The sequence below is a fragment of the Kamptonema sp. PCC 6506 genome (assembly GCF_000180455.1).
Lineage (GTDB): Bacteria > Cyanobacteriota > Cyanobacteriia > Cyanobacteriales > Microcoleaceae > Kamptonema > Kamptonema formosum.
Genome location: NZ_CACA01000353.1, coordinates 1 through 21,311 on the forward strand (window position 1 = coordinate 1; position 21,311 = coordinate 21,311).

At 41.8% G+C, this 21,311-nt stretch carries 12 protein-coding genes; 6 read left to right on the forward strand and 6 right to left on the reverse strand.

The features are described 5' to 3' along the window. Positions 1–602 (reverse strand): CHASE domain-containing protein (locus OSCI_RS25040; protein ID WP_039963042.1); only part of this gene is annotated, 602 nt, incomplete at its 3' end. A gap of 365 nt (positions 603–967) precedes the next feature. On the opposite strand from OSCI_RS25040, the gene OSCI_RS25045 reads away from it, so the two are divergent. Both OSCI_RS25045 and OSCI_RS25050 read left to right on the forward strand, forming a co-directional pair. Further along, the gene (locus OSCI_RS25045) at positions 968–1,855 is read left to right on the forward strand and encodes a carbohydrate ABC transporter permease (RefSeq protein ID WP_019487132.1); all 888 of its coding nucleotides are present in this window, start codon (positions 968–970) and stop codon (positions 1,853–1,855) included. 78 nt (positions 1,856–1,933) lie between these two features. After that, entirely contained in the window at positions 1,934–3,604 is a 1,671-nt protein-coding gene (locus OSCI_RS25050; RefSeq protein WP_007358004.1) for a SulP family inorganic anion transporter, read from the forward strand. A gap of 183 nt (positions 3,605–3,787) precedes the next feature. Here OSCI_RS25050 and OSCI_RS25055 read toward each other — a convergent pair whose 3' ends face one another. Beyond that, entirely contained in the window at positions 3,788–3,976 is a 189-nt protein-coding gene (locus tag OSCI_RS25055; protein WP_234708827.1) for a hypothetical protein, read from the reverse strand. 72 nt (positions 3,977–4,048) lie between these two features. On the opposite strand from OSCI_RS25055, the gene OSCI_RS25060 reads away from it, so the two are divergent. Both OSCI_RS25060 and OSCI_RS25065 read left to right on the forward strand, forming a co-directional pair. Next, a complete protein-coding gene (locus OSCI_RS25060) occupies positions 4,049–4,603 on the forward strand; it encodes a carbonic anhydrase (protein WP_007358006.1) in 555 nt (184 codons plus the stop codon). Between the two features lie 255 nt (positions 4,604–4,858). Next, positions 4,859–5,173, forward strand: coding sequence for a hypothetical protein (locus OSCI_RS25065; protein ID WP_007358007.1), 315 nt, complete (start codon positions 4,859–4,861; stop codon positions 5,171–5,173). Positions 5,174–5,337: 164 nt separating this feature from the next. Here the strand turns inward: OSCI_RS25065 and OSCI_RS25070 are convergent, their stop codons facing one another. Then, a complete protein-coding gene (locus OSCI_RS25070; RefSeq protein ID WP_007358008.1) occupies positions 5,338–6,633 on the reverse strand; it encodes an RNA-guided endonuclease InsQ/TnpB family protein in 1,296 nt (431 codons plus the stop codon). A gap of 151 nt (positions 6,634–6,784) precedes the next feature. Between OSCI_RS25070 and OSCI_RS25075 the strand changes: the two genes are divergently transcribed. Then, positions 6,785–8,512: a succinate dehydrogenase/fumarate reductase flavoprotein subunit gene (locus OSCI_RS25075; protein ID WP_007358009.1), complete on the forward strand. Its 1,728-nt coding sequence runs from the start codon at positions 6,785–6,787 to the stop codon at positions 8,510–8,512. 44 nt (positions 8,513–8,556) lie between these two features. On the opposite strand, the gene OSCI_RS25080 is transcribed toward OSCI_RS25075, so the two are convergent. From OSCI_RS25080 to OSCI_RS25090, 3 genes are all read right to left on the reverse strand, one after another. Continuing rightward, positions 8,557–10,302: a putative bifunctional diguanylate cyclase/phosphodiesterase gene (locus OSCI_RS25080; protein ID WP_007358010.1), complete on the reverse strand. Its 1,746-nt coding sequence runs from the start codon at positions 10,300–10,302 to the stop codon at positions 8,557–8,559. A gap of 2 nt (positions 10,303–10,304) precedes the next feature. Beyond that, positions 10,305–11,630: a sensor histidine kinase gene (locus OSCI_RS25085; RefSeq protein ID WP_007358011.1), complete on the reverse strand. Its 1,326-nt coding sequence runs from the start codon at positions 11,628–11,630 to the stop codon at positions 10,305–10,307. Positions 11,631–11,777: 147 nt separating this feature from the next. Beyond that, complete coding sequence (locus tag OSCI_RS25090; RefSeq protein WP_420705295.1) at positions 11,778–17,306, reverse strand: trifunctional serine/threonine-protein kinase/ATP-binding protein/sensor histidine kinase; 5,529 nt, start codon at positions 17,304–17,306, stop codon at positions 11,778–11,780. 263 nt (positions 17,307–17,569) lie between these two features. Here OSCI_RS25090 and OSCI_RS25095 point away from each other — a divergent pair, with 263 nt between their 5' ends. Continuing rightward, a complete protein-coding gene (locus OSCI_RS25095) occupies positions 17,570–21,262 on the forward strand; it encodes an SDR family NAD(P)-dependent oxidoreductase (protein WP_007358013.1) in 3,693 nt (1,230 codons plus the stop codon). Positions 21,263–21,311 lie beyond the last annotated feature (49 nt).

A 21,311-nucleotide genomic window follows, 5' to 3' on the forward strand; every position in this document is an offset into this window, starting at 1 on the left:
CCCCCGCTCCCTAGATCCAAACCTGCTTCTGCCAGGAGAGTATGCTTGTTAATAATTATCGTTGCCAGACCCCAGTAGGGGCCACCTTTAGGTAAGCCCTCCTTTGGCGTGATAAAAATTGGAGTGTGGCTGATAAAGGCTCCAGTACCATCGCTCCAGTGAACAGGCCCAGCAACTACAGTGCTTCTAGTATTAATAGCTCGCACGATCGCCTGCCTTTCCTGCGATTTCTCCAGAAGGTTAACGCCCAGTGCGATTTTCGCCTCTGGCGGATAGATATGACTAATAACAGTATCTTTAGCCAATTCAATAATACGGATGCCTGTTTGTTTTGCCGCCAGTACCCTAGCCAGGGTCTGAAATTCCTGCGAGCCAATATCAGGATGGGTTGAGACGTGAGCCACCAGTCCTTCTGTGAGAAATAACCGCGAGTTCAGAGCACCTTCAAGCCGAGCTCGTGCTGTACTGACTTGATTGAGAGTGTCAATACGTCTTTGTTCGCGGAAACGCTGCTGTTCTGAGCGATCCAAAGCCCAAACCCCAGCAAGAATCGTTACCATTGCCGATACCGCCGCTAAGTAAGGCAAAGCTCTAAAATTCATAACCCTGTTGCCAATCCTATAAATACGCCCGCCACCATTAGCTATTAATACTTAGTCCTTCATTATTCGCAATCAGTCTCCCATAGCACCGCTCTTGTTTGACTTTTCTTTACTCCGCCCGCGACTCGCAATCAATAACTGTTCTGCTTGCAGCAGGACTGAGGCACTTGACGGTCAAACTTTTCTTAGCCTAGCTAAATTATCAAGTTAGTAAATGAAACTGCGGTTTCTAGCTTGATACAGATACACTAATCACATTGTGGCCGAGAAATCGTGAGATTGCTGCGATCTGTAGCAGGAAATCTTAAAAAAAAGTAAGATTTGCCCAGTTTCCCTAACCTCAAATGTCACTTCCTATAACTAAAATGTCTTTTACTTTCTTGCGAAGATACTTAACCCCTTATCTATTCTTGATCCCAGCTCTGCTTGCCTTGGGTTTAACTGTCTTGTGGCCGGCCGCGCAAGCTTTTTACCTCAGTTTCACTGGCTACGAATACGACTTAACCCAGTTACCACAGTGGGTTGGTTTGAAAAACTTTCAAAAGCTCTACGCCGATCCGGTTTTTTGGCAGACTTTGCGAAACACGCTACTATACCTCATCTGTGTAGTCCCTGTCATGGCGATCGCTCCTTTGGGACTAGCGATTTTAGTCAACCAAAAACTGCGCGGAATGCACTGGTTTCGAGCCGCATTTTATACTCCTGTGGTAATTTCGATGGTTGTGGCTGGACTTGCCTGGAAGTGGCTGTATGCGGAAAATGGATTGCTCAATCAATTGGGTCAATTATTTTCATTTCCCCCTATTCCTTGGCTCTCCAGTCCTAATTTAGCGCTTTTTAGTGTTATGGCTGTTACTATCTGGAAGGGGCTAGGCTATTACATGGTAATTTACTTAGCAGGCCTGCAAGCAATTTCAGAGGAACTCTACGAGGCCGCTGCTATTGACGGTTCAGACGGCTTCCGCAAGCACTGGGACATTACTTTACCACTGATGAAACCCTATTTGGTGCTAGTAGCAGTAATTTCTGCTATCTCTGCTACAAAAGTGTTTGAAGAAATATATATTATGACCCAGGGAGGGCCGCTTAATAGTTCTAAGACTATTGTTTATTACCTTTATGAAAGGGCTTTTCAGGATTTAGAAATTAGCTATGCTTGTACCATTGGTCTAGTCTTATTTTTGATAATTTTGGGGCTATCAATTCTGCAATTTAGTATTCAGCAATCAGGAGTAAGAAGACTAGATAATTAATATCCCGACGTCTGATTAAACAAGTTGAATTAGATTACTAATACCTCATAGGATGATAGCGAGGATAAATTAAGCAATATGACAGCAGATACTCTCAATCGCGATCGAGGCTTTCAATTTCGCCGTTTGTTTGTTAATTGGCGAGGAGATTTGACGGGAGGCTTGACAGCGGCGGTGGTAGCTTTGCCTCTAGCTTTAGCATTTGCAGTCGCAAGTGGAGTCGAGCCGAGGGCGGGACTCTATACGGCAATTGTGGCGGGAATTGTGGCGGGAATTTTTGGCGGTTCTCCCGTACAAATTACTGGCCCGACGGGAGCGATGGCGGTGATTTTAGTGGGGATTGTTACTAAATACGGCATCGAAAAAGTTTGGATTGCGGGGGTGATGGCTGGAATTATTCAGGTTGCTCTAGGAATTGCTAAATTAGGGCGGACTGTAAAGTTTATTCCCTATCCAGTGACGGCTGGATTTACTAATGGAATTGCGGTAATTATTTTTTGCGGTCAGCTCAATAATTTCTTTGGCTTACAATTGCCGCGTAGCGAACATTTTTTGCCGGGATTGTGGCAGAGTTTGACTCATTTGCAGGGTCTAAATTGGGCGGCGGTTGGCTTAGCAATGGGAGTGATTGCTATCAAGCTGCTTTGGCCTCGGATTAATCGCACCATTCCTGGTTCATTGGTGGGGATGATAGTCGCAACTGCGATCGCCTCTTATTTTCACCTTGATGTACCCACAATTGGCGCGATTCCCCAATCTTTGCCTTTACCGCATGGGATTCCCCACTGGAATGATTTTGGCTTAATCCAAGAATTGATTAAGCCGGCTTTGGCGTTGGCGGCGTTGGGAAGCATTGAATCTTTACTGTCAGCGGTAGTAGCCGATGGGATGACTGTCAGCGAGAAACATGATAGCGATCGCGAACTTATCGGTCAAGGTTTGGCGAATATCGCCATCCCCTTCTTTGGGGGTATACCCGCCACAGGCGCGATCGCGCGTACTGCTGTCAATGTCCGATCTGGGGGCAAAACTCGACTTTCGGGAGTTATTCACAGTCTTGCGATCGCCCTAATTATCTTAGTTTTTGCTCCTCTGGCCGCACAAATTCCCCTAGCAGCTTTAGCTGGGATTTTGATGGTAACAAGTGCGAGGATGATAGAGTGGGAAGCTATTGGTTTGCTGATGCGAGCTACTTACTCGGATTTTGGCGTAATGATTCTGACTTGGTTTGTGACAATATGTTTTGATTTAGTCCTAGCTGTGGAAGTAGGGTTGATTGCTGCCGGCGCTCTATTTATTAAGCGCATGAGCGAATTAAGCTTAGGCAAAATTCCTGAAACAGAAGCATTTCCCCCTGGAATTCCGCTGGAATTGAGCAAGGAAATTGCCGTTTACCGGGTGGATGGCCCAGTATTTTTCGGTGCAGCGGAACGGTTTGTCACTTTCCTCCGAGAACAGCCAGAAGTGAAATTTTTGGTTTTACGATTGCGTTACGTTCCCAATATGGACACGACTGGTTTAGTAGCTTTGGAAGACATTTTTAATGACTTAAAACGCCATAATTGTCGATTACTTCTGAGCGGTTTGCAGCCAGAAGTGGAAGGACTTCTAGAGCGCACTGGCTTACTGGGAAAAATTGGTCGCGAAAATTGTTTCGAGACCACAGAGGTAGCAATATTATCTCTAACTCATGGCTTTGAAGGAAGTTCTCAGCTAACTATTACTACTAAGCCAGAATTAGCTGTTTAATACTTGAATGAAGAGCGAGGGGAAAAGAAAGGGTAATGGTAAGGGAGAATTGTACCTGCCTTTGCGTTAGGTTTTTGCCCCTTGGTGTCAACTTAAGGTCAAACCCTGACTCCGACAGGGGTTAAAACCCCTGTCTCAAAGATCAAGTCCTCTAAAGAGGACTAAGAAAAGCTTTGAATTTAGTTAGTCCTCTTCAGAGGACTTAAATTTATTAGCCAGGGGTTTTAACCCCTGGCGGGCTTTCTGCTTAAGTTGACACCTATGGTTTTTGCCCCCTTCCTTTTTCCTTTTTCCTTCTCCCTCCTTCCCTTTTCCTTTTTCCTTCTCCCTCCTTCCTTCTTCCTTCTTCCTTCTTCCCTCTTCCTTCAGCAAAAAATGATATAAAATGTATTGTGTAAGATTTGGCAGATGAAACAATTGTTTAAATTATCAAGGAGTAGCTTTATGGGATGTCAGTGTTGCGATCGGCGCTATTTTCTGAAATCTTTATTGTCAGGCGCGATCGCATTTACAGTCCTTCAACCGACTCAACCTGCTAGAGCCGAAGAGCGGGAAGCTAAAGCACTGGTTCTTAGTTGCATAGACTTTCGCTTTCTCGGATCGGAAAGATACTTTTTATCTTTACAAAACCTGGGTAATCAGTATGACTGGACGGCTTTAGCTGGAGCATCTCTTGCTTTGGCCGGATTTCCCAGCGGGGCTGATACTCAAGCTTTTTGGGATCAATTAGAGTTATCTTACAAACTGCACCATATTAAAAAAGTAATCATTCTCGACCATCAAGATTGTGGAGCTTATGCTATTAAATTTGACCCCGAATTGAACCAAGATGCTGAACGAGAGTTGCAAGTCCACACGGATTACTTGAATCAAGCTTTTTGGGCAATTCGCAAGCGCTATCCTGACCTAAATATAGAGCTTTATTTTGTTAATTCTAATGCTGAAGTTAAACCTATTTTGCCTATAACTCAGACTGCAAAAACTACTCGCACCACCTAAAAATTTAGATGGAGTTATCCCTATAAAAACAATAGTTTCAGCAATTAAGAATTTCCTAACTGTGTTGATGCTTGCTATCTTTCTACCTACGGTAGTTTCATTTGAATGGCAAATGTAGTAAAGATATTTCCTCCCAGCGGAGAACTTTTCAGCTTGTAAAGTCTCGTTAAGACTCTTAACAAAATGTGTAAAATCAAACCCAAAACTCAAATAGACCCTTAACCTAGAGATTTATAGTAAGTAACCCCCGAATTTATGAATAACCTCCATAACTATCGCCTCAAATGCACGCTCACCTTCGGTGACATCTACGGTCAAATCATTGCTTGGCTAATTGTCATCTTCCTGAGCCTAGCATCCTCACTAGCTTTGTGGAGCAGCGCCCGTCAGATCTACGCCCTAGCCACTGTGGGTATAGTTTTAGTGCTGTCTTTGCCATTCTTGCTGTTTGCCTTCGTCACTACCCTCCTAAACCATATCGAAGTAACAGCCATTGACCCAGCCACCGAACCCCAAGCCACTATTACAGGAACGATGCCCAATCATAAACCAGCCGAAGCCATTGGCTGATCGGATTTTAGATGTGAACAGGCATCTAAAATCAAAAAAATTTCCCTGCCTTGAGGTAGGGAGTTTTTTTTATGCTTGACACTCCCACCCTCAAGGAGCAATACTCGCGGCGCGGTTAAATTCTGTCAGGTTGACACTCCCCGGTCTGTCATACACGGGGATTCTTAAGGACAAACTTTGGGGGATAAATCCACCCAAAGTTTGATTCTTAAAGGGTTTGTCAGTAACCCGCTACCCACTCGCCCAATAATTGAGTCTGTGGCTACTTTTGATTTGCAGATAATATTTGCCGCACCGTTAACATCTGCATTTAGAATTAATCTCTGAGCTGAACGGTACAAACCTCGTTTAATTCTTTTGCCTGATGGTTGCCAATTGTCGGGTTTTTCACCAACTTTTACTGGCAGAAAATCTCGATCTAAGAAGCTAGCTTTTGAGGTGTAAGATTCATCTTGCTCCACAAATCGCCAACCTCTTAAGTCGCACTCTTGTTGCAATCTATCTTTAACTTTAGCTGTGGGTATTTGAACGAAGTTCTGATTGGTTACTCCACCCATATTGACTTCTTGCTTCTGTCCCTTATTCCAACCAAATACTATGACGTTAATTTGGTGACTTTCGCAATAATCTATGATGGTTCTAACTGCTTTGTTGACAGCATCTCTCATCCTTCTAGTGCGAGTTTCTGATAACTGTTGCAGTCTTTTTGACGAGAAGCCTTTAGGCAACTTGTGTTTAGCGTATTCTGATTGAATTCTCGCTTTTTGCTTGTTAAACCATTGGTTCCAAGACTTCAATTTGTGACCATCGACAATGAAGGGCTTACCATTGCTAGAAACACAGGTCAACCAGTTATTGATACCATGATCTATACCCAGAACTCCAGTTACTTCGAGACTGCAACTAGGGGCTTGTTTGGTCAAAGATTCGTGGATATACTCAACCCAGACCTCACCATTTCTAGGGATTAACCTGAGTTCTTTAATCGAGCAACCCTTCAGTCTTTGTGGTAACGTCACCCAAAGACCGTCTACCCCAAAGTGTTCTTTCCCTTTATTCCCTAGAGGTAGTCTCACTTGATTGCCGACTATTTTCAAGGCTTGTCCCGGATATGAAACCGGGTACATACCCCCTTTGGTTCTGTACTTGGGTAATCTCGGTTTTTGATTAAGTTCCCCCTTTTTGGCTAACTTTTCTAAGGCTCGGAAAGAACTAAAAGATTCAGCGACAGACTTAAGGGATTGTTGAGCAACTTGCGAGTAGAGCAAGGCGTAATTTTCGTTGGTTTTGGTTATTTTGTATAGTTCGGGATATTTAACTGCGCCTTTGTCTTTGAAGTATCGTTGCCGACTTTCGTAAGTGCCGACATTAAATAGGTTATTTGACCATCTCAACAGTTGTTCGACAATAGATTTATCGCGTCCTATTAAATGCCAGATATCTTTTTGCACTGCGTACATTTGGTTTCACCTCCTTTGATTAATTGTACTATACTTGGAAATATCTAACTGGGAGATTAAAGTCTCCCGATCCCTTTCATCCCTGGACTAAAGTCGCAGGGTTTTCAGGGGATTTTTTTATAAGAACAGCAGAACAACTCAAAATCAGCTAATGTTAGAACACGACGTAATCATAGTAGGCGGTGGGTTAGCCGGTTGCCGCGCCGCAGTAGAAATTGCTCGCACCGACCCCAGCTTAAAAGTAGCTGTCGTCGCCAAAACTCACCCGATTCGATCGCACTCTGTCGCCGCCCAGGGGGGAATGGCCGCCACACTGAATAATGTAGATACTGAAGACACTTGGAAAGCCCACGCCTTCGATACAGTAAAGGGTTCTGACTATTTGGCGGATCAAGACGCGGTAGAAATTCTTACTCGCGAGGCCCCAAATGTAGTCATCGATTTGGAACACATGGGGGTATTATTTTCCCGCCTCGCAGATGGGAGAATTGCCCAACGTGCTTTTGGCGGACATTCTCATATCCGTACTTGCTACGCCGCTGATAAAACCGGTCACGCCATCCTCCATGAATTAGTCAACAATTTGCGTCGCTATGGAGTTCACATCTACGAAGAGTGGTATGTGATGCGTTTGATTTTAGAAGAAGGCCAGGCGAAGGGATTAGTAATGTATCGCCTTGTCGATGGTCAAATTGAAGTTGTCCGCGCTAAGGCGGTGATGTTTGCTACTGGTGGTTATGGTCGGGCTTACAATACGACATCTAATGATTATGCTTCGACGGGAGACGGTTTGGCGATGTCTGCCTTGGCGGGAGTCCCTTTGCAGGATATGGAATTTGTGCAGTTTCACCCCACTGGTTTGTATCCAGCGGGAGTGTTAATTTCCGAAGCTGTGCGGGGTGAGGGCGCTTATTTGATTAACTCGGAAGGCGATCGCTTTATGGCTAATTATGCCCCTAGCAGGATGGAGTTAGCACCAAGGGATATTACATCTAGGGCAATTTCATTAGAAATTCGCGCTGGACGTGGTATCAATACCGATGGTAGTGCAGGCGGCCCTTTTATTTACATGGATTTGCGACACATGGGCCGGGAAAAAATCATGAGTAAAATTCCTTTTGCTTGGGAAGAAGCGCACCGATTATTAGGGATTGATGCTGTAAATCAACCGATGCCTGTGCGTCCAACGGTACACTATTCAATGGGCGGAATTCCCACTAATACTGGCGGTCAAGTTCGTAGCAGTAGTGATGGTTTGGTTGATAGTTTTTTTGCTGCGGGTGAAGCTGCTTGTGTCTCAGTTCACGGCGCGAACCGTTTGGGCAGTAATTCGCTATTAGAATGTGTAGTTTATGGAAAAATTACTGGTGCAACTATAGCAGAATTTGTGCAAAATCGCAAGTTGCCATCAGTGAATGAACAGCGTTATGTGCAGGAGGCTCAAGAGCAAATTCAAGCGCTAATCGAACAGCCTGGAAAAATTAGAATTGACCAATTAAGGCAGCAGTTTCAAGATACTATGACTGCACACTGCGGTGTGTTTCGTACTCAGGAAGTGATGCAGGATGGCTTGAGTAAATTGGCAGAACTACAAGGGCAATATCAGGATATTTACTTAGATGATAAGGGTAAGCTTTGGAATACGGAAATTGTAGAAGCCTTGGAATTACAAAGTTTGATGATTGTGGGGCAGTTAATTTTAACTTCGGCTTTGAATCGTCAAGAAAGTCGCGGTGCTCATTCGCGGGAGGATTTTCCGCAGCGGGATGATGGGAGTTTCTTAAAGCATACAATGGCTTATTATTCGCCTGCGGGGATTGATTTGTCTTATCGACCTGTGGCGATTACAATGTTTGAACCCCAGGAGAGAAAGTATTAATTAAAGAGTTAACGGTTAACTGTTAAGGGTTAACAGTTAACCCTTTAATTAAATGAGGCTAAAAGCTCTCCAGCAGCCTCGACATCCAGGGGCTTAGAAAAAAAGAATCCCTGTCCGTATTCGCACCCCAATTCCCTTAATCGATTCAATTGTTCTTGCGTTTCTATCCCTTCAGCAACCACATCCAGTTCCAAAGAGTGAGCCAAAGCAATAATCGTCTTCACAATATCAAAATCTTTACTATCTCCAACCATTCCACTAATAAACTCCCTGTCAATTTTCAGAGTATCAATTGGTAGATGATGCAGATATGATAGAGAAGAATAACCCGTGCCAAAATCATCAATAGAAAATTGTATTTGCTTCGCTTTTAACTCTGCTAATAACTGACCCGCCGCTCCAGCATTCTCCATAAACATACTCTCAGTAATCTCTAACTTTAAAGACTCACCACTTAAAGAAAACTGTGCCAACAACTCCTCAATCAGCATCACTAAATCAGGACTAGAAAGTTGAATTCCCGACAAATTAACGCTCATACTCAAAGGTCGTACATTCGGAAACTGTTCGAGCCAAATCCTCAAACACCCCATCGCTTCCGATAGTACCCATGCCCCTAAAGACAGAATTAATCCTGTTTCTTCAGCAACAGGAATAAACTCGGCTGGAGAAACCATTCCCCTAACTTTATGCCGCCATCTTACTAAGGCTTCAAACCCAACAATTTGTTCATCAACTAATGAGAAAATGGGCTGATAATTTAAATGTAATTGCTCGTTAAAAACTGCTCGCTGCAAATCAGCTTCTAATTCGAGGCGAGAAATTGCACCCGCAAGCATCCCTGGATTAAATACCGCCGTGCTACCTTTACTCTGCACCACTGCGTAGTGCATCGCTGTATCCGCTGCTCTCAATAAATCTTCCGGTTCAAGGCCCTCTAAACTGCTGTGAGCAATGCCAATACTCACTGTTGAAGACACTGCCACTTCTTCTAAAACAAAGGGAGTTTCTAAAGCGCGATGGATAGCACTAGCGATATTGCTTGCCTGTTGATTGTCAGAAATATCTTTCAACAATATGGCAAATTCATCACTGCCCACGCGGGCGATTATTGCCGTCTGCGGCATACAACTTTCTAACCGCCGAGCTGTCTGTTTCAACAATTCCTCTCCTACTCCGTGTCCCAAAGTAAATTTGACAACTTGATAGCGGTCTAAGTTCAAAAATAATATCGCAAAGCGATTACTAAGCTGCTCTTGGCTAATATGAATACAGACCTCTATCTGTTCGATAAATCCGTTTCTGTTCAGTAAACCCGTAAGAGCATCATAAAATGCCTGGTATCGTAGTTGTTCTTGCGCGGCTTGAAGCTGCCGTTGATTATCTCGAACTTCGCGGACAAACCCCAAGGTTTTATTAATCGTAATCTCTAAATCATTAAAGTCAATCGGTTTTGTCAAAAAATCAAAAGCTCCGCGATTCATCGCAGTTCTAATGTTTTTCAATTCGTCGTAAGCTGATACGACAACAGCCTTGAGAGTTGGGTCAACTTTTTTGATTTTATCTAACAGCGTCAAACCATCCATCTCCGGCATCCGAATGTCCGTTAAGATTAAATCGACATCTGGGGAAGCTTCTAGCAAAGATAGGGCTTCAAAGCCGTTACTAACAAAGATAAATTCTAATTCTTTCGCCTTAATTTGTTTGCGAAACCTCTGTTTAATTAAACGTTCCAGACTAAGCTCATCATCTACTACTAAAATAATTTTGGATGTTCTGAAAGATGGCATAGTTAACCACCCCCAGAATTGCTGTATATGGGAATTTCTATGATAAATTCGCTACCGTTTTCTGGATTAGAAATACAGTCAATCCTGCCACCATGTTTTTCTACCACAATTGACCAAGAAATAGACAGCCCCAATCCTGTACCGACCCCCACTTGTTTTGTTGTGAAGAATGGGTTAAAGATGTTCTCTCTTACTGATTCTGGCATTCCTAGTCCATTGTCAGAAATGCGGATTATAGCGTGAGGATATAATAATCTCGCTCTCTCATCTCTATTGTCATCATTTCCTATCTGCGATTCCCGATTTCCCAATTCAGTTTTAATAGTAATTACCTTGGAATTAGCTTTAATCTCTTCATAACTATATCCTTGATTCGATTCTTCTATTGCATCAATCGCATTGGCAATAATATTCATAAATACCTGATTTAGTTGCCCAGGGTAACATTCTACTAGAGGCAATTCTCCGTAGTCTTTAATTACTTTAATGTCAGGTCGATGCTTATTACCTTTTAGTCGGTGCATCAAAATCATGAGCGTACTCTCAATTCCCTCGTGAATATTGAAAGGAACTTTTTGGACGGTATCGCTTCGCGAGAACGTTCTCAAAGAGGTGCTAATATTGCGGATGCGTTCTGTTCCTTCTTTCATTGATGCGACAAGTTTAGGCAAGTCTTCAATCACAAAGTCCAACTCGACTTTCTCTATTTTCTCCTGAAGAACGTCGCTAGGGCTTGGTAGTTCGGTTTGATAGAGTTCTAAAATATTCAACAATTCTCGGATATAAATTTCTATGTGATCGATATTACCAGAAATAAAGCCAATCGGATTATTAATTTCATGAGCAACTCCTGCCACTAATTGCCCAATAGAAACCATTTTTTCACTTTGAATTAATTGAGCTTGTGCCTGATGTAGCGCCTTGAGGTTTTGTTTCATTTTTTGGACATACTCTAAGGTTCTATTAATGGTAATTTCTAAATCATCAAAGTCAATCGGTTTGGTTAGAAAATCAAAAGCACCCCGATTCATTGCTGTTCTAATATTTTGTAAGTCACCGTAAGCAGAGACTACTACTGTTTTTAAAGTTAGATTCCCCTCAAGCTCCGAGAGCTTTTCTAGCAAAGTCAATCCGTCCATTTCTGGCATATTAATGTCAGTTAAAATTACGGCTATGGGGGATTCTTCTACTAATTTTTCTAGGGCTTCTTTGCCATTATGAGCAAAAATAAACTCTAATTCACGATCGCGAATACTTTTACGAAATCGTTGCTTAATTAATCGCTCTAAGCTTACTTCATCATCTACTACTAAGATTTTATATGTCATTTTTTACCTACTACACACTTGATTTTTTGCTTTTGTTGGCATTGAAGGGGTGATAAAATCGGGAAATAATCTTTATTTTCAAGAGTTGAATTAAATTAAAATTGCCAACTCTATTCTTATAATTCAATCATTTTCTTACCCGACCGCTTATCTTTCATTGCTCAACTGTTTCGGTAAGCAAATGATAAATTTTGTCCCCCTTCCTAGTTCAGTTTCTAGTTGGATGCTGCCTCGGTGTTGTCCTACAATTATATCGTGTGTGAGCGATAGCCCTAAACCTGTACCTTCTCCAGCCGATTTGGTTGTAAAGAAAGGATTAAAGATTTTATCTTGAAGTTCTGATTCGATCCCGCTACCGTTATCAGCAATACTGATTTCTACAGTTTCGCCGCGATTTCGCGTCTTCACAGAGATGGTAGGGTTAAAAGAATCGCCAAGTTCTTGCTTCTTAGTATGCACCGCGTAGCAAGCGTTGTCAATCAAATTGATGAAGGCGCGGCTGAGATCGGAAGCTATTAATTGTAATTGACCGATAGTGGTATCATAATTGGTTTCTATCATTAAATTAAACCTATTATCTTTTGCCCGCCTGCTATGGTAAGCTAAATCAACTGCTTGAGCGAGAAGTTGGTTCAAGTCTATGAGTTGGTATTGACCGCTTTCTGTACGAGCGTGCATCATCATACTTCTAATGATATTTTCAGCTCTTTTCCCATGCAGGTTGATGTCACTCGCATTGCCTTTGAGTTCTTCCAGAATATATTTGATATTGTCAAGAGTTTCTGGTTCTAGCTTTTCTGAATTTTTTTCTATTTCTTCTATCAATTCCTCAGTTAATTGTACGCTAGATTCGGCAAAGTTATTGACAAAATTGAGTGGATTTCTGAGTTCGTGAGCAACACCAGCGGTCAGAGATCCTAAAGAGGCGAGTTTTTCTTTGGCGATAATCTGTTTTTGAGCTGCTTTGAGTTCCGCAGTTCTTTCTTCTACTTTAGTTTCTAGGTTATGAGAATATTCTGCTAGTTGCTGATTGGCGGCTTCTAACTGCTGGTTGCTTTGCTCTAAGTTACTATACAAAAAGGCATTTTCTAAGGAAATAGCTGCTTGAAGGCAGAGAATATTTAAGACTTCTGTACGCTCTTTTGTAAAAGCTCCGATTGTAATGTTGTTTTCTAGATAAATAAGCCCAATTAGTTTGCCTTGATTGAGAATAGGCGAACACAATACTGATTGAGGATGCTGCTGTTGAATGTAAGAATCGGCAGCAAATCTTGAGTCATTAGCAGTACTATTTAATACTAGGTTTTGTTTGCTCCTGAGCACATAGTTAACTACTGAAATAGGTAGTAATTCCTTAGCTAAAGGGATTTGCTCCACTGTTATTAATTCTGGGCTGAGAGCGCTGACTTCTATTGTCAGTTGATTGTTTTCTTGCAAGATTAAATAGCCTTTTTGAGCTCCGGCGTTTTCTATTAAAATTGTCATTAGTTTGCTGAGCAAACCTTCTAAGGCAAATTCGCCGGAGAGTGCTTGTGCAGCTTTCATAACACTAGCGAAGTCTAATACTGCTGAACCTCTCGAACTGGAATTGGTTGACCGCGTTGAGGTAGTTACTCTAGTTGCTTCTATGTCCGATAACTCTGGGTTTGACGTGCGGAAAATTAGCTGAGGGTAGCGTTCGTCTAAGTCTTTGACTTTAGCTGTTGCTCCCCAGCGGATGTAGGCGTAGTAGGCTTCTGTCATGTAGGTTTTGGCTATCTTTTCTCTGCCGAGAGCGAGATAAAATTCGGCGGCGAGTTCGTTCGCTAAGGCTTCTTCTTGGATGTAGCCATTGTTTTTAGCTCCAATAATTGCTCGGTCGTAATAGTCCTGAGCTTTGAGGATATCGCCAGAAATTCGCGCTCTTTCTGCTTCAACGAGTTCGTATTTATGCTGGTAGTTGGCGGGGGCGTGGTGGGCCCAGTGCTGCATTTTTTTCTGGTTTTCTTCTACTTGGAGTAGATATTGTTCTTTTTTAGTAGGTTCGACCTTGGAATAGTGAGCGAGGAGAGATAGGGAATAATAAAAGTTATAAACGGCAAGAGTCATCAAGCCTATCCCACTCGCAATTTGTTCTAGCACTAGCAAAGCATTGTCAATAGCTTGAGAAAAATCTTTGAATAAATAGCAGAGAATTGTTTTATTAATATATACAACAAAAAGAGTTCCACTATTTTTTGTTGCTTGCAAAAATGGCAGCATGGCTGTCTCGTCAAAACTTTCACCAATCAACACAATTTTATTTGGCGCTAGCCCTTGTAGATTTAAGGTGAGTTGATGAAAACTTTGGATATATTTGGTTACGAATTCTTGCTTTAATTTTTTCATTGAACCAATATATGCCAGTTGCTCATTTGCCACTAATTCTAATGGCTTACCAACCCAAAGTATGTAAACTGAGTAGTGAAGAGCACAAATACCAGCATATTCCATATCTCCGGTCTCTAGTCCACTATGAAATCCTTCTATTAACGGTGCTAAAGTTTCCACCGTATGTTCTTTCCAGTGTCGAATCAAACCGTTAAAAGGAGCATAAACTTTACTTTTTAGTTCTCTAGCATTGAATTGCTCCAATAATCTTAAAGATAGTTGACCAGCATAATATCCAGCATCCAATTCGCCCATTACTCCCGATAAAATCATGCCATAATCAACATAGGCAATCGCAGCTACAGCCGAATGACCTTCCTCAATACAAAGAGCAAGCATAGTGAAAACTATCTGCACAAAAGCTTGGGGATTAGCAATCACAGCAGCAGCACTAATATTCATCAAAATTTGCATAGCGGCTAGCTTATAGGGATCGGTCATTATAGGGAAATTTTCTAAATCTTCAAGCTGAGGCAAATTGAATTTTGCAGTGCTATTATTGCCAGGGAGAGGAGATAATTTTACTCCCAACAATTCCACGACTTTTGTTCCTGTTTCAATTGCTTTTAGCATCTGATTTTGTGCAATAGCAAACTGAATTTCTAGCTCATACACTTTCACCTTGTCCAGTAAATTCTTAGCTTGCTCCAAAACAATTTTTACCAAATTTTCTGCTCGCTCAAAATTAGTATTTAAATATTCTGCTTCCGCCGCTTCCACATAAAGTTTAAGGGTCAATTCATAGTGACTATACCAGCTATTTTCTGGCAACAATTCCAACCCTACTGTTAAATATTTAACAGCCGCATCAATTGCTGTAGAGATTTTCGCCTTCTTACCAGCTCTCAAATTCAGATTAGCTAGTTCCTCTTTTTCCGAGGATTCGGTGATAAATTCCCTACCAATATTAAGCTGATTAACTACGTCAAAAATTGTTTCTTCTAAGGCATAATTTGCCGTCTGTTGCAACAGCAATTGACCTATTTTTAAATGCGTAGCTTTTTTTTGTTCTTCAGGAATTAGGGAATAGGCTGCTTGCTGTACTCGGTCATGGAGAAATTTATAGCCAACTCTAAACTCTTCAAGGGGTGTTGTATCTTGCTCAGATGGATCGAGCTGTAACGGTATTTTATAGTCATTACTTAAAGGTAACAATAAACCTAATTGCAACGCTTCCCAGAGATTATCTGCTATGCCAAACTGAGATTTTTCGCTGACTATTGCCAAGACATCTAAATAAAAAGAGTTGCCGATACAAGCAGCTAATTTTAACGCTTCTTGAGTAGCTTCTGGCAGCTTTTGCAAGTTTCTTGCTACTAACTGGACAACGTTGTAATCGGTAATACCGATTGCTTGTATTTCCTCTAGGTTCCACAGCCAACGCCCCCGATTAAAGTCAAATTGCAACAGTCTTTCTGCATACAAAGTTTGCAGCAATTGATTCATAAAGAATGGATTTCCCTGAGTCTTATTGAAAATGAGGCGGCTGAGTTCTTGGGAGCGTTCAGAATCTTTTAGAGTGTCAGCGAGGATTAAATTAACTATATTAAGTGTTAAAGGTTGGAGTACAATATTATTAACTATTGCCCCTGTTTTTTGTATTTCCTCCAGGGTTGATATCAAGGCATGAGTAGGACTGACTTCGTTATCTCGATAGGCTCCAATTAGTAATAAATAATTGCTATCATCGTCAGTCATCAGTAGTTGAATCAACTTCAAAGAAGCTAAATCTGCCCACTGCAAATCATCAAGGAATAGAACAAGGGGGTGCGTTTTTTTTGTAAAGACACTGATGAATTTTTTAAAGACTAAATTGAAGCGGTTTTGAGAGGCGGTAGGTTCAAGTTCCGGGACTTCTGGCTGATTACCAATAATCAATTCCACTTCGGGAATTACATCGATGATGACTTGAGCGTTAACCCCTAATGCTTCTAACAATTCTGCTTTCCAAATGGCTATTTGTTCAGTAGTTTCTGTTAACTGCTGGCGGATGAGTTCTGAGAAAGCTTGAATAATCGCTGCATAGGGAATGTTACGCTTGAATTGGTCAAATTTCCCGGTAGTAAAGTAGCCCCGTTGTCGGACTATGGGTTTGTGGACTTCCTGAACGACGCTGGTTTTGCCAATGCCAGAGTAACCAGAAACTAGCATTATTTCAACTTGGCTTAGCCCGGTTGGGGGATTACTAATTCGTTCAAATGCTTCTAGTAATGCTGTAACTTCTGATTCCCTACCGTAGAGTTTTTGAGGAATCAGAAATTGTCCTGATTTATCTTTTTTACCTGGAGTCAAGTTACGAATCCGTCCAGTAGCTTGCAGTTGGTTTAAGCATTCTTCTAAGTCTACTTTCAGTCCTTGGGTACTTTGATAGCGGTCTTCCGCATTCTTTGCTATTAATTTCATCACAATAGCACTAATAGCGCTAGGAATTTCGGGGTTTAGTTGTTGAATGGGAGTCGGATTTTTGGCGATGTGGCAATACACTAATTCCAATGGGTCAAGGCTGGTAAAAGGAACTTGACCCGTTAGCATTTCATAGCAGGTGATGCCGAGGGAATAGAAATCGGTGCGGTAGTCGAGAGTGCGGTTCATTCTCCCAGTTTGTTCGGGAGACATATAGGCAAGAGTGCCTTCAAGTTCGTTGGGGTTATTGATAGTTGGGGTTTCTCGGCTAAGGCGAGTGGCGATGCTAAAATCGATGAGTTTAAGTTGCTTGGTAGTGGCGTTAATGATGATATTACTTGGTTTAATGTCTTTGTGAATGATGCTGTGTTGATGGAGCTCAGTAAGACCAATTGCAAGTTGTAAAGCGATGCTAAGAAATTCTTTAATAGTAGGTTTTTTTGCTGCTAAAAGTTGCTTGAGAGAAGTTCCGCCCAAGTCTTCCATGATCAGGGCGTAGCTGTTACCTGCATTTTCTAGACTGTAGGTGTTAACAACGCCTTGTAAGTTTAAATTTTGAGTTATTTTATATTCGTGTCTGAGGCGAGTAATATCTTCTATAGTAGGGAACTCGGCTGTTAGGGTTTTAATGATGATTTGGGTGCGGTCTTTTTCTCTGATTCCTCGGTAGATGGCGTTCTTTATTCCCACTTGGACTGACTGGGTGATTTGATAACCGGGAAGGTCGAACATATTGGAATCTCCTGTACCGAGAGAAGCAAGTTGTCGATTCAGTATATCTAATTTTTCGGGCAAGTAGGAATGGGGTAGAAATTTTGGCGTTGCTGATTTACGGTATAAACGGCTAAATATGCAAATCCTCAAAACTATTGTCCACAAATATTCTGGGTTTTTGTATGGTTCCTTTTCGTACCTTGATTAAGCAACGCCGAAAATTGTTATATCTTCCACCATTAGCACAAACCCCCCAGGGGTTTTAACCCCTATCTATCTACTTACGTAAATACACTGAATTTATAAAGATTCTATAAAGTAGCTGCCAAATAGCTTGACTTTGCTTTGAAGCTCATATAGTGTCGTTTGTGACCTATATCACAGAGAGATTGTTAACTCTGTCACCTTTTGTAATGTCTTGTGTCACAATATCTAAGGCAACGAGCAAAAATTCTCAATGCTTATCCTCACCATCTGAAGAAAAACCGCTTCGCAAACAACTTTCCGTCAGTCACGGAGAACCTCTGACGCTAGCCCCTAGTGCTCCTACGAACCTTTCCCAAGCTCTGCAACAGGCGGCAATTCATTCTCCCCATCAAGGCATTGTCTATATTAAGTCCAATGGTAAAGAGAGCGTTCAGTTATATCCAGACTTACTAGAGGAAGCCCAGCGAATCGTTGGCGGATTGAGAAAACTCGGACTAAAGCCGCAAGATAAGGTAATTTTCCAGTTCGATCGCAATCAAGACTTTATTGCTGCTTTTTGGGGATGCGTTTTAGGGGGGTTCGTTCCCGTACCGATCGCGATCGCTCCCATCTACTCCGAATCTAATGGATCTGTTACAAAGCTGCACCATGCTTGGCAGATGTTAGAGCAGCCGACAATTCTAACTAACGAAAAACTAGCTCCCTCAATTCTTGCTCTGTCAAAGTCTTGGGGAGTTGATAGTATTCAAATTGAAACTATTGAAGAGTTGCAAACCGGTACTCCTGACAAACGCGCTGAAAATAGTAATCCCGATGATTTAGCTCTATTGCTGCTCACTTCTGGAAGCACGGGAGTACCCAAAGGGGTAATGCAAAGCCATCGCGCTTTACTCAGCCACTCTGCTAGTACCTCCCAGATAAATAACTTTAACAATAAAGATATCTCACTGAATTGGATGCCTCTCGACCACGTTGGTGGTCTAGTCATGTTTCACATTCGAGATGTTTACTTGGGTTGCAAACAAATCCACGTTGTCAAAGAAGCTATCTTGCAAAACCCGCTCCTTTGGCTAGATTTGATCGATAGTTTTAAAGCAACAATTACTTGGGCTCCAAATTTTGCCTATGCGTTGATTAATAAACAGGCTCACAAGATTAAATCGCAACATTGGAATCTATCCTCAATGCGGTTTATTTTAAATGCAGGTGAGGCAATTGTTGCTAAAACAGCAAGACGTTTTTTAGAGTTGCTTTGCCCCCAAGGACTGCCAGCTAATGCGATGCGTCCGGCGTGGGGAATGTCAGAAACTTCTTCAGCAATTACTTTCTCAAACAACTTTTCATTAGACTCAACAGCGGAGCATGATGCCTTTGTAGGAGTAGGATCTCCCATTCCTGGTATTTCGATTCGTATTGTTGATAGTAATAACCAAGTATTTGAGCAAGAAACGATTGGACGCTTACAAGTTAAAGGAGTTTCAGTCACATCTGGTTACTATCAGAATCCCGAACTAAATCAAGAAGTTTTTACCGAGGACGGATGGTTTAATACGGGAGATTTAGGCTTTCTCAAAGGTGATAATCTAACTATTACAGGTCGCGCCAAGGACACGATTATCGTCAATGGTCTCAACTACTACAGCCATGAAATTGAAGCAGTAGTTGAAGAAGTTGAGGGAGTAGAAGTCTCCTATACTGCCGCCTGTGCCGTCCGAACTCCTGATAGCAACAGCGATAATTTAGCAATCTTTTTTCATACACATATTTCCGAACCGAACCGCTTGGCGTTACTACTCAAGGATATTCGAGCTAGTATTGTTAAAAAAGTTGGGCTGAATCCAAATTATCTGATTCCAATTGAGAAACAAACGATTCCTAAAACCGAAATTGGGAAGATTCAGCGATCGCAATTGAGCCAGCGTTTCATAGCTGGCGACTTTGATAGTATTCTCAAACATTTGGATATTGCTACCAGCAACGGTAACACATTACCAGACTGGTTTTATCGCCCGATTTGGCGACCAAAAGTAGCGATTCCCGCAACAACTCAGTCAATAACAGGCGCAACCCTAATATTCCTTGATTCGATAGGATTAGGAACTTACTTGAATGTAGAACTAGAAAATCGTAATAGTCCCTGTATTAAGGTTGCAATTGGCGATGAATTCACCAAGATTGATACCAATCACTATAAAATCAACCCCAAACACGCCGAACACTATCTGCAACTACTAGCATCACTCTTAGAAGATAAGATAGCAATTGTTCGGATTCTGCATTTGTGGACATATCAAGCATATTTAGGAGAGATTGCCAACTTAGAAGCACTAGAAGAATCCCTCGACCTTGGGGTTTATAGTTTACTTTTCCTCACCCAATCACTGACCAAGCTTAAAGCTGCGAACCATTCAGTACAATTACAGGTAATTTCTAGCTATTCACAGCCAACTTCACCCGATGACAAAATTGCATCGGAGAAAGCTCCAATTTTAGGACTGGTCAAAACAATTGCCCAGGAAATCGTTGGTTTGAAATGCCGGCATATCGATCTCCCTATAGATATAGATTCAGTTGCAGTGAATGCGCCTTATATTCTCACGGAGATTCAGACAGATAGCAACGACTCAGAAGTGGCATATCGCAACGGACAGCGTTTAATTCCCCGCTTAGAAAAAGTTTACTTGACCATAGCTGAAAAGCAAAAACTTCCCTTCCAAGCTGGCGGAATGTATTTGCTGACTGGAGGATTAGGAGGAATTGGTGTTGAGATTGCCAAGTATTTGCTCGAAACTTATCAAGCTAGGTTGTTATTAGTCGGTAGAACTCAATTGCCTCCTAGAAGTACATGGGAGACTCGGATCAAACAGGCAGATGTTGTTGCTCAAAAGATCGGGGCTTACCTAGCATTAGAGAAACTTGGGGGAGAGATTATCTACGAAGCTGTTGATATTTGTGATTTTACTCAGTTGCAACAGGTTGTTAACCAAGCTCAGTCTCTTTGGCAATGCAAATTACAAGGAGTGATTCACTCAGCAGGAATTTATCAAGAAGGTTTACTGGTTAAGGAAACCAAAGATAGTTTTGCAAAAACGCTGCATCCGAAAGTTTTTGGTACTTGGGTTCTACATCAACTCATACTTAAGCATCCCAACCCTCTTTTCATTAGTTTCTCTTCGGTGAGTAGCTTTTTTGGAGGGGCGATGGTGGGTGCTTATAGTGCAGCTAACCATTTCCTAGACTGCTTTGCTCATTACCAAAAATACCAGTGTTCAATAGAGAGCTATTGCTTTAATTGGAGTACATGGAATGAGGTAGGCATGAGTCAAGGCTATCGGGGAAAAGATGCACTCCACGCGAGAGGTTACAAATCCATGTCAGCAAAAGAAGGCTTGCATTCTTTCCTAACAGGGTTATATAATGATCGAGCAAACCTCTTAATTGGGTTGGATGGAAGTAAAAGCTTTATTCAACAATACACAGAGGTAACTGAAGCCGTAAAACACCCTCTTAATCTTGAATGTGAAAGTCCTAAATCGCAGCGAAAAAAAACCGCTACCACTGCCAAAACAGAAGTAGAAAAAACAATTGCTTCTATTTGGAAACAAGTGTTAAATATAGATGATCTCGATATCCACGATAGCTTCTTCGATCTAGGTGGAAACTCCTTACTTGTAGCTCAGGTGACTGGGAAGTTACAGGAATTTTTACAGCGAGATATTTCCATGAGCGAAATGTTTCAGTACCCCACCATTAGCTCGATCGCAAAACATTTAGACAGTCCAGAAAAACAAATCTCCCTTAATCAGTTGCGTCAGAGCAAAAGTCCAACTGATAAACGTCGAGAACTCATTCAGAGACAGCAGCAAATTCTGTCTAGAAAGTCACGAAATCTAGTCTAAATCCATATCAATTTGTCAACAATATAACAATTAATCAGGAGTCCATTAG